At 57.6% G+C, this 14201-nt stretch carries 14 protein-coding genes; 10 read left to right on the forward strand and 4 right to left on the reverse strand.

Going from position 1 to position 14201, the window contains the following annotated elements:
* Positions 1 to 2: 2 nt before the first annotated feature.
* On the reverse strand, positions 3 to 911 hold the full coding sequence (locus tag L2D14_09290; GenBank protein WNK01612.1) for a LysR family transcriptional regulator: 909 nt from the start codon (positions 909 to 911) through the stop codon (positions 3 to 5).
* A 135-nt stretch (positions 912 to 1046) separates the two neighbouring features.
* Here L2D14_09290 and L2D14_09295 point away from each other — a divergent pair, with 135 nt between their 5' ends.
* A complete protein-coding gene (locus tag L2D14_09295) occupies positions 1047 to 2441 on the forward strand; it encodes an MmgE/PrpD family protein (protein WNK01613.1) in 1395 nt (464 codons plus the stop codon).
* 29 nt (positions 2442 to 2470) lie between these two features.
* Here the strand turns inward: L2D14_09295 and L2D14_09300 are convergent, their stop codons facing one another.
* Positions 2471 to 2956 (reverse strand): hypothetical protein, encoded by a 486-nt coding sequence (locus L2D14_09300; protein WNK01614.1) that lies wholly within the window; start codon positions 2954 to 2956, stop codon positions 2471 to 2473.
* Between the two features lie 89 nt (positions 2957 to 3045).
* Here L2D14_09300 and L2D14_09305 point away from each other — a divergent pair, with 89 nt between their 5' ends.
* The 6 genes from L2D14_09305 to L2D14_09330 all read left to right on the forward strand — a co-directional run bounded on the left by L2D14_09305 (position 3046) and on the right by L2D14_09330 (position 9462).
* Entirely contained in the window at positions 3046 to 3564 is a 519-nt protein-coding gene (locus L2D14_09305) for a MaoC family dehydratase (protein ID WNK01615.1), read from the forward strand.
* 10 nt (positions 3565 to 3574) lie between these two features.
* Entirely contained in the window at positions 3575 to 4726 is a 1152-nt protein-coding gene (locus tag L2D14_09310; protein ID WNK01616.1) for an acyl-CoA dehydrogenase family protein, read from the forward strand.
* A 150-nt stretch (positions 4727 to 4876) separates the two neighbouring features.
* Positions 4877 to 6073, forward strand: a complete 1197-nt coding sequence (locus L2D14_09315) for a CoA transferase (GenBank protein ID WNK01617.1) — start codon at positions 4877 to 4879, stop codon at positions 6071 to 6073.
* A 20-nt stretch (positions 6074 to 6093) separates the two neighbouring features.
* Positions 6094 to 7356: an aconitase/3-isopropylmalate dehydratase large subunit family protein gene (locus tag L2D14_09320; GenBank protein WNK01618.1), complete on the forward strand. Its 1263-nt coding sequence runs from the start codon at positions 6094 to 6096 to the stop codon at positions 7354 to 7356.
* Complete coding sequence (gene leuD, locus L2D14_09325; GenBank protein WNK01619.1) at positions 7353 to 7856, forward strand: 3-isopropylmalate dehydratase small subunit; 504 nt, start codon at positions 7353 to 7355, stop codon at positions 7854 to 7856. Before L2D14_09320 ends, leuD begins: the two co-directional genes overlap by 4 nt.
* 340 nt (positions 7857 to 8196) lie before the next feature.
* A complete protein-coding gene (locus L2D14_09330) occupies positions 8197 to 9462 on the forward strand; it encodes a pentapeptide repeat-containing protein (protein WNK01620.1) in 1266 nt (421 codons plus the stop codon).
* Between the two features lie 55 nt (positions 9463 to 9517).
* Here L2D14_09330 and L2D14_09335 read toward each other — a convergent pair whose 3' ends face one another.
* Together L2D14_09335 and L2D14_09340 are read right to left on the reverse strand one after the other, a co-directional pair.
* Positions 9518 to 10189, reverse strand: a complete 672-nt coding sequence (locus tag L2D14_09335; protein WNK01621.1) for a hypothetical protein — start codon at positions 10187 to 10189, stop codon at positions 9518 to 9520.
* Positions 10190 to 10481: 292 nt separating this feature from the next.
* On the reverse strand, positions 10482 to 11402 hold the full coding sequence (locus L2D14_09340; protein WNK01622.1) for a LysR substrate-binding domain-containing protein: 921 nt from the start codon (positions 11400 to 11402) through the stop codon (positions 10482 to 10484).
* Between the two features lie 124 nt (positions 11403 to 11526).
* Between L2D14_09340 and L2D14_09345 the strand changes: the two genes are divergently transcribed.
* Genes L2D14_09345 through L2D14_09355 form a run of 3 tightly spaced genes read left to right on the forward strand, consistent with a single transcriptional unit; the run spans position 11527 to position 14186 of the window.
* Positions 11527 to 12492: an NrtA/SsuA/CpmA family ABC transporter substrate-binding protein gene (locus tag L2D14_09345; protein WNK01623.1), complete on the forward strand. Its 966-nt coding sequence runs from the start codon at positions 11527 to 11529 to the stop codon at positions 12490 to 12492.
* Between the two features lie 7 nt (positions 12493 to 12499).
* Positions 12500 to 13372 (forward strand): ABC transporter permease, encoded by an 873-nt coding sequence (locus L2D14_09350; GenBank protein ID WNK01624.1) that lies wholly within the window; start codon positions 12500 to 12502, stop codon positions 13370 to 13372.
* The gene (locus L2D14_09355; GenBank protein ID WNK01625.1) at positions 13365 to 14186 is read left to right on the forward strand and encodes an ABC transporter ATP-binding protein; all 822 of its coding nucleotides are present in this window, start codon (positions 13365 to 13367) and stop codon (positions 14184 to 14186) included. Before L2D14_09350 ends, L2D14_09355 begins: the two co-directional genes overlap by 8 nt.
* Positions 14187 to 14201 lie beyond the last annotated feature (15 nt).

A 14201-nucleotide genomic window follows, 5' to 3' on the forward strand; every position in this document is an offset into this window, starting at 1 on the left:
CTCTAGGCTGCGCGCACCCATTCCGCGACAAACTCCGGCAGCATATCGGCGACGGCGCGGGCCGCCGGGGAAGGGTTATGCCCGCGCGACATCAATATCCCCATGCGCCGCTTCATTTCCGGTTCCTTGAGGGGGATGACGGCATACGAGCCGTCGCGCGCCGGCGGCACGGCGGTTTCCGGCAACACGGCAACACCGAGACCTGCATCGGCCATGCTGATCAGGGTCTGGTGGTGCAGCATTTCATATTTCGGTTCCAGGACGCGGCCGTGTTTTTCAAAAGCTTTTTCAAGCAGATCGCGCGTCGCCGAACGCCGCGGCATGGCGAGGATCGGCATCTCCATGATGTCGGTAAACTTTATGGCGGCCTTACGGGCCAGCGGGTGCCTGCCATTAAGGACGGCAACGAAACCGTCCGAAAGCAGATGCGTGAAGGCGATGTCCTTGTCGTCGCAATCCAGGGGGCCGATGCCGAAATCGACGCTGTCGGTCCTCAGCGCCTCGATGATTTCGCTGCCGTACGCTTCGCGGACCTGAATGAAGATTTCCGGATGGCGCGACTGAAAAGCCGCCAGGGCGGGCGGCAGGATCGACGAGGCGAAACTCGGTGCGCAGGCGACCAGCACCCGGCCCCGCGTCATCGCCGCTTCGTCGCGAAACGCGCGGATGGTGTCTTCCAGGCCGGTCACGGTCCGGCTGGCCCGGTCGAGTAATTCATTACCCGCATCCGTCAGACGCACCGAGCGGGTCGTGCGGTGAAACAGCGGCACCCCCAGTGTGGCTTCCAGTTGCTGCACATGCGCCGTTACCGCGGACTGCGACAGGTTCAGACGTTCCGAGGCGCGGCGGAAACCGCGCGCTTCGGCGACGGCAAGGAAGGTCTCCAATTGCTTCAGGGTGACCGGGAGCATGGCTGCCTCCTATTGATCTGATTTATAGATATATAGTGCATATATTTCTATTTGTTCAATCGAATGTTGTGTGATGGAATATTCCCTCAAGAGCCGGGGCTTCCCGGCGACAATCAACATGTTGGGAGACATCCGATGACCGGTATCAGCCGCCGTCTGGCGGAATTCGCAGTTAATCTCGGTTATGAAGATCTGCCTTCGGAAGTGATCGAGCGGACCAAGCTTTTGATCCTGGATACGGCGGGCAACATGGTGCGCGCCCGCAACGATGCGGAATCGACGCCGGCGATGGTACGCGCTATTGAAATTCTTGGTCTGGCGTCCGGCGACTGCGCCGTGCCGGGGGATGTGCAGTCTTATGTGCCATCGGCGGCGGCTTTGCTGAACGGAACGCTGGCCCACTCGCTCGATTTCGACGACACCCACGCCGAAGCCTCGCTGCATTCGTCGGCGCCGATCGTACCGGCAGCCCTGGCGGCGGCGGAAATGACAGGCGCGTCCGGCAAGGACCTGATCGCTGCCTGTGTCGCGGGCTATGAAATTCAAATCCGTCTCGCATTAGCCTTGGGGCCGTCCGATCACTACGACCGCGGCTATCATCCGACGGCGACCTGCGGCATCTTCGGTGCTGTGGCAGCGGCGGGCAAGCTGCTGGGCATGGACGCCGATCAGATCGAAAGCGCCTTTGGCATTGCACTCAGCCAGTCGGCAGGATCCATGCAGTTCCTTGCCGACGGTGCGTGGACCAAGCGTTCGCACGTCGGTCAGGCGGCGCAGAACGGTCTGATGTGCGCGGTCATGGCCAAGGAAGGGTTCAAGGGTCCGAAGCAGGCGTTCGAAGGCAAGTGGGGGTTCCTGCATGCCTATGCACCGAACGCCGATCCGTCCAAAGCGGATGCCGAACTGGGCGAACGCTGGGAGACCATGCGCCTCGCCGTCAAACCGTTCCCGAGCTGCCGCTATACCCACGCCGCCATGGATGCGCTGAAGCAGATCATCCGCGACGAAGGCGTCACGGCAGACGAGGTCGAGGCCGTCGAGATAGGCCTGCCGATGACCGGCATGAAGATCGTCAGCCTGCCAGAAGAGGCCAAGCATCATCCGCAAAGTGTTGTCGACGGCCAGTTCTCGATGCCGTTCTGCGCCGCTGTGGTGCTGCGTGAAGGCACCATGCTTTGGGATCATTACGCAACGCACCTGACGGACCCGGAAACGCTGGCGCTGACCAAAAAGGTCACCTGCGTCAACGATCCCGACGTCGAGGCGCTGTTCCCGGAGAATATGGCGGGCAAGGCGACGGTCAAGACGGCGCGCGGCACATTTTCGGTGCTGATCGACATGCCGAAGGGCGAGCCCGGCAACTTCATGACGGTCGAGGAATTCCGCGGCAAGTTCAACGGTCTTGCCGATCCTTATTTGGGTGCAGACGGCGCCACGTGGTTCGCCGACCTGATCCTCGGTCTCGAGGCGCAGAATTCGGTTTCGTCGGTGCTGGCCGCCGGCAAGCCGCAGATGCAGGCGGCGGAATAAAGCGGAAATATAGAAATCTGGAGGGCTGTTTACTCATGCGAGGGTTTGCAAGGGATTGTCGTTCCACGAACCGCAATAAAATAAACGATGATCCCCCCAATAGTGAAATCGACTAAAGCCAGGAAACCTGTAGCGTAAATGAATAGCTTGTCGTGATACGAGGCTGAGTCGACATAGAGCATCATCCACCAAGTGAGGGTGTAAATGCCTCCTGTAGATAAGCCGCCGGTCATGTAATGGCTGAAATTGGTCTTGTTGGCATGCCAGAGAAGAAGATGCATTGGCAAGCCGATGATTAGGGAGAATGGAACAGCGGAAGTTACAAATAAAGCAGTGGATTGTAGTTCTGGACCAACAAGTTGAGCGAAATGGGCAAGCCCACCTGAAATCTGAGTATAAAGATAGAGAAATGCGAGATTGGATGCGTAGATCGCCCCCCAAGATATTGGAAAGGCAAGTATAGTCCTTGCAATGAATAGAGCTATCGTGAGCCGGCGATTTGTTTGAACGTCCACTTGAGTTCGCCTTGTGCCAAGTAAGTGACGAGGTTTGCCTGAGCTATCTATGCAAGGACGAAAGCGTTTTTTGGGAATGGAATGAATAAATGGTAGCAAATGCGAAGGAAGTCGGTCCGAACCGGTATCGCGAGTCCTACGGACGGTATCTCGAGGATTTCAAGGTCGGCGATGTCTATGAGCACCGGCCGGGCCGGACGGTGACGGAAAACGACAATACCTGGTTCACGCTGTTGACCATGAACCAGCATCCGCTGCACTTCGACCGGGAATACGCCAAGCATTCCGAGTTCGGGCAGCCGCTGGTGAATTCCTGCCTGACGCTGGCCATCGTCGCCGGCATGAGCGTATCGGACGTCAGCCAGAAGACCATTGCCAACCTGGGCTGGGACAAGGTCAAGATGCCGGCCCCGGTGTTCAACGGCGATACGCTGTATGCCGAAAGCGAGGTGCTGGCGGTGCGCGAAAGCAAGTCGCGCCCGACGCAGGGCATCGTCACCATCAAGACCACTGGCTTCAAGCAGGGCGGCGTCGAGGTGATCTCGTTCGAACGCAACATGCTGATCCCGAAACGTGGCCATGCGGTCGACGACAAGCTGGATTATTGAGGAAGCGAAAATGCCCGACGCACTGAACGACAGTGAAAACACCCTGATCCTTGATGCCATCGATAAGTTCCTCGAAAAGGACGTTGCACCGTATGTGAGGGAATTCGAGTCCGCCGACAAATATCCCCACGACATCGCTGACAAGTTGGCCGATCTGGGGATGTACGGGGCGACGATCTCGCCGGAATACGGTGGCCTCGGTCTCGATATCCGCACCTATTCGCAAATCGTCGAGCGGGTCTCGGCCGTCTGGATGTCGGTGTCCGGCCTGTTCAATTCGCACCTGATCATGGCCGCCGCCGTGGAACGGTTCGGCACTGAAGAGCTGAAGCGGGAATACCTGCCGAAGTTCGCCAGCGGCGAAATCCGGGGCGGCATCGCGCTTACCGAACCGGACGCCGGGACGGACCTGCAAGGCATCCGTACCAAGGCAATCAAAGACGGCGACGATTACGTCATCGACGGCACCAAGACGTGGATCACCAATTCGGTTCAGGGCGAGATGCTGGCGGTGCTCGTCAAGACCGACCCGGATGCCGAACCGGCGCATCGGGGTATGAGTCTTTTGCTGGTTGCGAAATCGGCGGGCTTCAAGGCGAGCAAGTTGAAAAAACTCGGCTACAAGGGCATCGATACCGGCGAGGTACAGTTTTCCGGCGTGCGTGTGCCGCAATCTCATCTGATCGGTGAGAAAGAGGGCAGAGGCCTGCAGCAGATTCTCGGCGGGCTGGAGCTTGGCCGTATCAATGTCGCCGCCAGGGGGGTCGGCGTCGCCCGCGCCGCGCTGGAAGATTCCATATCCTATGCGAAACAGCGCAAGACATTCGGCAAGCCGATTTGCGAGCATCAGGCGATCCAGATCAAACTCGCCGATATGGCGACACGGGTGCAGGCCGCGCGCAAGCTGGTCGAGGACGCCGCCGTTGCCTATGACACCGGCGAGCGCTGCGACATGGAAGCCGGCATGGCCAAGCTGTTCGCCACCGAAGCCGCCATGGAAAACGCCGCAGAGGCGATGCGCATTCACGGTGCCTACGGTTACTCGCCGGAATACAATATCGAACGGTATTACCGCGATGCGCCTTTGCTGTGTATCGGTGAAGGGACCAACGAGCTGCAGCGCATCATCATTGCGAAGCAATTGGTGGAGCGCAGTTCGTGACCAGCGCTCACTGTTCTTACCGTCGTCCTGAACTTGATTCAGGACCCATGAAGCGGCAATACCATCCGGGCCAGGATGGAAATAAGATATGGACCCTGAAACGCGGCGCGACTGAACCGCGCCTTGTTCGGGATGACGGGAGAAACAGAAGTGCAGAATAATCCTCTTCCCCTCGCGGGGGTCAGGGTCCTCGCCGTTGAACAATATGGCGCCGGTCCGTTCGGTACCATGTTCCTGGCCGATCAGGGCGCCGAGGTCGTCAAGATCGAAAACCCCGAGGGTGGGGATTTCGCCCGCGACATCGGTCCGTACTGGTTCGGTGACGGCTCATCCGAATTTTTTCACGCCTATAACCGCAACAAGCGTAGCGTCACGCTCGACCTGACCAGCGAAGAGGGGCGCAAGGTGTTTCTGGATCTTGTCCGCAACGCGGATGCGGTGTCGTCGAACCTGCGAGGCGACGTCCCCGACAAGCTAGGCCTGAACTATGCCGATCTGAAACACGTTAATCCGAACATCGTCTGCGCGCACCTGTCGGCCTACGGGCGAACCGGCCCCCGCAAAGCATGGCCCGGGTTCGACTACCTGATGCAGGCGGAGGCCGGATGGTTTTCGTTGACCGGCGAGCCGGAAAATCCACCGACCCGTTTCGGGCTTTCGGTGGTCGATCAGATGACCGGTCTGGCACTGGCCTATGCGGTGCTGGCCGGCATTACCGGGGCGCGGGCCACGGGCATCGGGCGCGATATGGATGTCAGTCTTTTCGACATCGCACTCAGCAATCTGGGCTACCCGGGCATCTGGTATCTGAACGAAGGTCACGTGCAGGGGCGCCTGCCGCGCTCGGCGCATCCGGCATTAACGCCGTGCGCGCTCTATCAGACGAAAGACGGCTGGATTTATCTGATGTGCAACAAGGAAAAATTCTGGCCGGCACTGTGCGGCAAGCTGGGACGCCCCGAATGGGGCGATGATCCGCGCTTCAAGACCTTCAAGGATCGGTTCGAGAACCGCCCGTTGGTCGAGGAGATCCTCGACGAAGCCTTGTCGGCGAAAACCACGGCCGAGTGGCTTGAAGTGTTTGCCGGTGTCGTTCCGGCGGCGGCCATCAACGATGTGAAGCAGGCCCTCGACAATCCGTTCGTGACCGACGAAGGAAGAATTCAAGAGATCGAGTTGGAAGGCCATGGTACGTATAAGTACATGGCACCTGCCGTGCGTTCGGGCGGCTCGCCGGCACCCGCGAACCCTGCGCCGAAGCTGGGCGCGGATACGGACGACTTGTTACGGGACGCCGGATACGACGATGCGGCGATTGCTGCGCTCAGAAATAAAAAAGTCATCTGACGGGGATAGGGAACATCAATATGGCGCAAACGCTCGCCGAAAAAATCATTGCCAGGGCTGCCGGTGTCGGCAGTGTATCACCAGGAGAGATCGTGACCTGCCAGGTCGATCTGGCCATGATGCACGACAGTTCGGGGCCGCGCATGGCCGGCAAGAAACTGGATGAGCTTGGGGTGCCGGTCTGGAACCTGGATAAGCTCGTCGTTATCACCGACCACTACATCAACGACGACAATCCGGGCCACCAGGACATTCAGAAACATGCACATGCATGGATCGCTGAACACGACATAAAGCACTTCATCAACGAGCAGGGCATTTGCCACATCGTTCTGCCCGAGGGCGGACATGTGAAGCCCGGTATGTTCATCGTCGGCGGCGACAGCCATTCCGTCACCGGTGGGGCTTTCGGCACGATCATGGTTGGTATCGGCGCAACGGAACTGACTGGCGTTCTGGCGACCGGTGAAATCTGGGTGCGCGTTCCGGAAACCGTGAAGATCGATGTGACCGGGACTCTGAAACCGGGGGTCGCCGCCAAGGATGTGATCCTCAAGCTGTGTGGCGATCACGGTATCATGGGCTTCAACTATCAGGCGCTTGAATATGCGGGGACGGCTGTCACGGCGATGTCGGTCGAGGAACGTATGACGCTATGTAACATGGCGGCTGAACTGGGCGCCAAGGCCGGGTACTGCGAACCGGACGGTAAAACCGAAACCGTCCTGAAGAAGTGGGGCGCAACGGGGATTGAGGTTGATCCCTGGCAGTCGGATGCGGACGCGGCATACGCAAGGACGGTCACGGTCGACGGTGATGCGCTGTCGCCGTATGTTGCGGCCCCTTCGAGCCCGGAAAATGCTGCCCCTGTCGAGGAACATGCCGGCACCAAACTCGATCAGGCCTATCTTGGGGCCTGCACGGGCGCGAAACTGGATGATTTGCGCATGGCGGCGCAGGTGCTCAAAGGGCGGAAAATTCAGAGCGGCTTCAAATTCATGGTCTCACCTTCGTCGCTGTCGATGCAGGCCGAGGCGAAGGCCGATGGCACCTTGCAGATTATCGAGGATGCGGGCGGGGTGATCCTGCCCATGGGGTGCAGCGGCTGTATCGGTATCGGGCCGTCCAGGCTGGAGGAGAATGCCGTCGGTATTTCGTCGACGAACCGTAATTTCGTCGGTCGCGCCGGACCCAAGTCTTCGAAGTTGTTTCTGGCGTCACCCTATACCGTGGCGGCTTCCGCTATTAAGGGCTCAATCTCGGATCCGAGGGAATTCCTATGAAAACGATCAATGGCAGCGCCTGGACGTATGGCGCGAATATCGACACCGATGCCCTGTCGCCGATCGGTTCGTATCAGGGAACAAACGATCTTGCCGCCGGGGCCGTGCACTGCATGCGTGACATCGACCCGAATTTTGCCAAACAGGTAAAACAAGGGGATGTCTTTGTCGCCACCGATAATCTCGGCATCGGGTCATCGCGCGAAACGGCGCCGCTGTTTTTGAAGACGCTGGGCATTCGGGCCGTCGTTGCAAAGTCCTTCGCACGTATTTTCTATCGGAACTGTTTCAATATCGGATTGCCGGCGCTGGTCTGCCCCGAAGCCGCAGAGATAAATATGGGCGACGCACTGGTCGTTGACCCGCAGAGCGGCGAAATTGTTAACGAAACACAGGGGAAGACGTATCACTGCCAGCCGATCCCCGATCATCTGATGGCAATCGTCGATGCCGGGGGATTGATGCCGCATTTGCAGAAGAAGCTCGCCAAAACAGGCTGAATCCGGATTTCCGAAAAAAATATATTAGAAAATTATTATACTTCCGTATGACATCACGCGGGCGAGTTGTCGCGACCTCCCTCGTCATGGATTTATTCTTCATCCATATGTAGGCTAAATCACCGTGCCTCAGCTACTATAAATGGTGCATGCATTCCTTCATGGTTAATGTCCAGCGGCTTTTCATTCTGGATTCAGCAATGATTCCAATAGTCTATCAATGCCGTTAACCATATTGCATTGCACCATTTTTGTAGACACGCGATTCAAACCCCCGCTAAGATCAAAGAAAAAATAAACCGTTAACAGAAACGTTAACGCGAGGGAAAGTGATTGGGCGATGGGTAGCAACAGAATGCGCTCCCATGATTTTGTGGAGGCCTTACGGGCGCACGCACGGTACATACGTTCGCGACCGGGCGGCAAGCGGTTGCAGATGCACCTTGCCGCGCTCGGTGGCATCAAGCTCCCGGGCATTGATCTTCGCGATGCCATTCTCGCCGGTGCCGATTTTACGGACAGCTATCTCGCCGAAGCGACGTTCGACCGCGCAGATCTCTATGCCGCCGATTTCTCAAGTGCCGACCTCACCAGAGCAAGGTTTTGTCATGCCGATATAAGAGGTGCCGTATTCCGGGGCGCATCCATGGCCGGTGCGAACCTGAGCGGTGCCGATCTTCGGCCGGGGGCATATGCTGACACATCGTTTAAACTGGTTGGTGCACACAAGACGTATCGCCAGCGTGCCCGTGCAAGCCGTTTGCGGTTGAGCGTGGGCGCGACGGTTTTTGAAACGGCAGACCTCGAAGGCGCCAATTTCAAGGATACGGACCTGCATTGCAGCGATCTGTCGAACGCCATTCTATGCAACGCGGATTTATCCAGGTGTCGTATCCGTAAAGCCAGGTTTGTGAATGCGAACCTGACAGGGGCCGACTTTTCCGATGCACAGCTTGAAGGCGTGGACTTCAGGGGCGCGCTTCTCGCCGGCGCTAATTTCTCAAACGCGCAATTGGTCGATGTTCAATTGCCGGCGGACATCGGTTCATTGAGCGGTGAAATTCGAGACGGACTGGATAGACACCAACTCTGGCTTGGCACCTTGGGCCGCAAGGGGAAGCGTGCAGATTTTGCAGGGAAGAATCTGTCGGGGCTTGATTTGCGGGGCACAAACCTGACAGGCGCTGATTTCACTTCGGCGACCTTGAACGGCACGATGCTGGACGATGCCATCATGGATTTCGCGGTGTTTCGTAATGCCGATCTTTGCTTTGCGAGCCTTGATCGGGCGCGGCTTGATGGGGCATTTATGCCCGGCGCCGTCATGCGCATGGTGTCCCTGCGTGATGCGTCGTTCGGCCGCACCCGGCTTTTTCGACATAACCTCGAGAAGAAACCGGGCCGTCCGTGGCCGGCATCGCTGAAAGGGGCGGACCTGAAAGGTGCGGATCTGCGCCATTCCAGTTTTGAGAGTACGGATCTCAAGGATGTTAATCTTGTTGGCGCGTTGGTCGACAATGCCGAATTTCGCGGCTGCAAACTGAGCAGCGATGTCCGCTCCTTATTGCGGAAGCGTGGTGCGAAGGTGAGTGCGGCTGCGTACTGATTTAAAGCAACAAAAACGGAAAACCGAGCGGGCAGGTCCCCGCGCCAGCTATGCCTTAGTTGATGGCGGACGTGCGGTCTGCTGAAAGCCTTTGTTCGATGATTGCATCGATTTCTCTGTCTTTGCGCCAGTCATTTTCGTCGATCATGAGCGCCCAAGCTTTCGGATACCCATGCTTGGCAGCTGTTTTCAGTGCGCCCGGGTATTGGCTGCGCGTGACGGGGCCAACAATGACGTGATAGATAACGCGTCGTCCTCCTGCCGGCATGGCAAATACCTGCGGCGCGGTCGCGCCACTCTGCACGCCAATATTGTGCGCCGTTACACGGTCGCGGGTGCTCGCCAGCACCATGTAAACGCCAGGGACCGGGTCGGCGACTGAATCCAGACGAGACCCGGTATGGTTTTTCGGCGTCGCCACTGTATTGCGGAATTCGGGTTGTTGCAGCTGGCGGGTCGGTGATGGCACCGTGTCGTTGACGGCTGCGACGGCTGCGACGGCTGTGGTGCCGTATGCGGAATCCCGGCACATGGCACCTTCAGTCAGCACCCGGTGCATCGCGCAATCCTGATCAGACAACGCAGAAAGCCCGTGGTCCGTCAGCGATTTTTCAGTGGTCGCGTATGACACACCATCGGCAAACAGCGTCGCAACCGTTAACGGAAGCGGTGCGGCGCAACCGGCACACATAAAAGCCGTCAGGGAAATCGTCGCGAGCGTTTTCATCTCTATACACTCAGGGGGCTGGTTTGTTTTTTTATGGTTTGTTCTATCGCCGCGAGACAATCTGCTGCCCGACCCCAGTGACACGATCAATCTTCGCAATTGCACTATTGCGCGTTATGACATGCGGATGCAACAGGAATGACATTTTTCAGAATCTTTTATTTATCTGAAAAACAACGATAATTTCGATGCAATTTTAATAAATGTTGATGCTGCACTGCGATACCAACGGTAGCAATCGCTGATCTTTTTTCGACTTTTCCTGTCACAATGGGGTGGCTGCTTTGGTGGGTCAGTTTGCCGAAATCGCACCGCTGCCCGCTTGTGTGTTAAACGTGCGACGCGTCGGCGCGAGGCTGGATCGGGCAAGTTGATCGGAGATCATGTCTCCCATGGCGTCAGCCGCAGCGTTCTTGCTCTTGCCGGATCGGTACAGCACGAGATCGACACTCGGGAGTGCAGGGTAACTGTCGGCCTCTCCCAGGATGCGCATGCCAGCGATGACTGAACTTTTGGCAATGGCGCTGACGGCACACCCGCTGAGAATGGCTGCGTGAAGCCCGCTGATGCTGGGGCTGACCAACGCGATCTTCCACTTTCGCCCGACAAGATCCAAGCCTGTCAGCGCGATGTCGCGAAAGACGTTACCGGTCGGTAGCGACGCCAATGGCACCGGATTGCTGTCATGCATCGAGCGGTCGAGCCCGGTTGCCCAAACCAACGGCTCTTGTGCAACGATCTGGCCGTCACGGAAAGCGCGCATGCCTGTAACAAGGGCCAGATCGATCTCACCTTTTTCGAGAGAGCCGATCAATGGGCTGGATAATTCCGTTCGAAGCTCGACCTCAACGTCGGGAAAAGCCGTAAAAAAGCGCGATAAAATCTCCGGCATAACATATGCCGCATAGAGATCGGGGACGCCGATTACGACCCGGCCGCTCAATTTCGGGGCAGCCAAACGGACCGTCACTTCGTCCTGCAAGCTCATGATCGTGCGCGCATAACCGAGCAGCAATTCGCCGTCGTTGGTAAGCACGAGCTTGCGGCCGATGTTGTTGAACAGGTTTGCGTTTACGGCTTCCTCGAGGCGTTTCAGTTGCAGACTAACCGCTGGTTGTGTGCGACCGATCCGCCGCGCGGTCTCCGATACGCTGCCTGTCTCAACGAGGATAATAAATGCCTGAAGGAGGCGGAGGTCTATGGGCTGTTTCATGTGAAGTATTTATACAATTTATACAACCGATTTAAACAATAAATTTTATTAAATTGTGCATTGCGGCATAAAGTGAGGGTACATCGAACGTCAATACGTTCACCCCTTAATCTAGGAGTTTGATATGTCAGGGAAAAATCGCCGCGCATTTATGCGTATCGCACTTATGGGGGTCATTTGCGCTTTTGCTGCACATGCACCCTCGCCGGTGCAAGCCGCGGACAAGACCATCAAGGTCGGTACACTGAAACTGATCCATGGCGTGACGCCGTATTTCTATCAAAAGTTCGCACCGGCGGGCTACAAGATCGAGGTAATCCCCTTCGAAAGCCCGACTGACGGTAAGAACGCCGTCGTCACCGGCACCGTCGATTTCGGTATCTACGGCCTTGCGGCCGCAACCCTCGGCGCCGCCGGCGGTGAGCCGGTCGTCGTCGTTGGCGCCGCATGTAATCGCGGTATGGCCGTGGTGTCCGGCATCAAGTCCGACATCAACACGATTAAGGACCTCGCCGGGAAGAAAGTCGCCATTTGGCCGGGGTCGACCCAGGAAGTGGTCATCCTCGACCGTCTCAGCGCCGAAGGCATGACGATCAAGGACATCAAACCGATCCGTGTTTCCTTCAGCGACATGGCGCCGGCACTGGAACGTGGCGATATCGACGCATATGTCGGCGCCGAGCCGGGGCCGGGCATCAGCCTCGCCAAGGGTGTCGGCAAAATTGTCGAGTATCCGTATTCGACGCCGACCGGTTCGCTGAACATGGTGCTGACGACAAGCCAGGAAAAAATCGAGAAAGATCCCGAACAGGTGGCACTGTTGCTCAGCATCCACAAGCAGGCGACCGAGTATGCGATGGGAACGCGTGAAGCCTTCATCGAGATCGCGATGCAGAAGTTGGGGCAGCCTCGGCCGTCCATCGAAAAAGCCGCGCCGAACGTGGAACTGACCTGGAACATCGACGACCTGTTCCAAACGCAGGCGAAGTACTACGGCAAGCAGATGCTCGCTAAGAAGCAGATCCGTCAACTGCCGGACTATCCCACCTTCATCGATCCGAGATTCGTGAAGAAACTCGTGGGGATGTGAGTGGACGATGAGCAAGCTTGCTGAACTCGCGCCGCAAGCAATAAGCGATGCGCCGGGGGACATTTCCCCGGCGCAATCCGCCTTTGCCAAGTCGGCCATGATGAGCGCCCGCAAATTCGCCCTTGGCCTCATCTTTCCCCTCACATTGATCGGGTTCTGGGAATTCATGGTACGGTGGACGGGGACGCGTCTGATCCCGCCGCCATATGAAGTCATCCTGATGATGTGGGACTTTGCATTCGGCGGCATTTACGATGATGCATTCAGCGCCAGTCTGCCGACCCATTTGTGGGTGTCGCTGCAGCGGGTTTACGGCGGTTTCTTTCTTGCCGCGGTGATCGCCATTCCGCTGGGTATCATGCTCGGTCGGTTTAAGCTTCTGCGTGAAATGCTTGACCCGACGTTGTCTTTGTTGCGCCCGGTGCCCGTCACCGCTTGGCTGCCGCTTTCGATGATCTTCTTCGGATTGGGCCCTCGCTCGGCAATATTTCTGGTTTTCCTCGGCGCCTTCTATCCGATCCTTCTGAACACGGTGTTTGGTGTGAAGTCCGTTGACGCCAAACTGTTCGAGGCCGCGTCGATGCTTGGTTGTGAAGGATCGCAGCTTTTTCGCGCCGTCGTCCTGCCGGCCGCCACGCCGAACATTTTTAACGGCCTGCGCCTGGGACACGGCTTTGCCTGGATCCTCATCGTCGTCGGCGAAATGACCGGCGTGCCCGAGGGATTGGGTGCCGTCATCATGGACGGCAGGACGCTGTCGCGAACCGACCTCGTCATCACCGGTATGATCGTCATCGGGATTACCGGGTATTTTTCCGACCGCTTGATCATCATGCTGAACAACCGGTTACTGAGATGGAGCCCGCAACATCATGTCTGAGACACATTCCAATCGTATCAAGGGGTCGCAACCGATCCTGCGTGTCAGCAAGTTGGACAAGGTATTTCCGTCCGACAACGGCGATACGGTGGCATTAAGCAATATCGACCTGAATATCGAGAAGGGCGAGTTCATTTGCCTTCTGGGTGCGTCCGGTTGCGGCAAGTCGACGCTGCTCAGGATCATCGCCGGGTTCGAGAATGCGACCGCCGGTGAGGCGGCACTGTATGGCCGTGTCATCGACAAACCGGGGCCGGACAGAGGGATCGTTTTCCAGGACTATGCGTTGTTTCCCTGGCTGACGGTCTACGACAACATTTCCTTCGGCCCGCACCACCGTGGCCACGCCAGCAAGGAAGTTAAGAAGATCACCGACAAGTTTATCGACATGGTTGGTCTGTCGGCGTTTGCAAACCACTACCCAAGCCAGTTGTCGGGCGGGATGAAGCAACGGGTTGCCATCGCCCGGGTGCTGGCCAACGATACGGATCTTTTGCTGATGGACGAGCCGTTCGGTGCCTTGGATGCGCTGACCCGCGCCAAATTGCAGGAAGAGTTGCTCGATATCTGGGCGCAAACCAACCTGACTGTCATTTTCGTTACGCATTCCGTGGAAGAGGCCGTCGTCCTGGCTGACCGGATCGTCGTCATGAGTGCATCGCCTGGCCGTATCGATAGCGATATCGCCGTCGATCTGCCGCGTCCGCGCGATGTGTCGTCGGAAGAGTTCAATGCGGTGCGTCGTTCGATCACGAAAAAATTGAGCAGTAATATCGGGCCCGTCCGCGCGAAAATGTCGATATCCGGCGAATAACAAAAAGAAGGGGGG

The organism is Thalassospiraceae bacterium LMO-JJ14 (genome assembly GCA_021555105.2).
In the GTDB taxonomy this organism is placed as follows: Bacteria; Pseudomonadota; Alphaproteobacteria; order Rhodospirillales; family Casp-alpha2; genus UBA4479.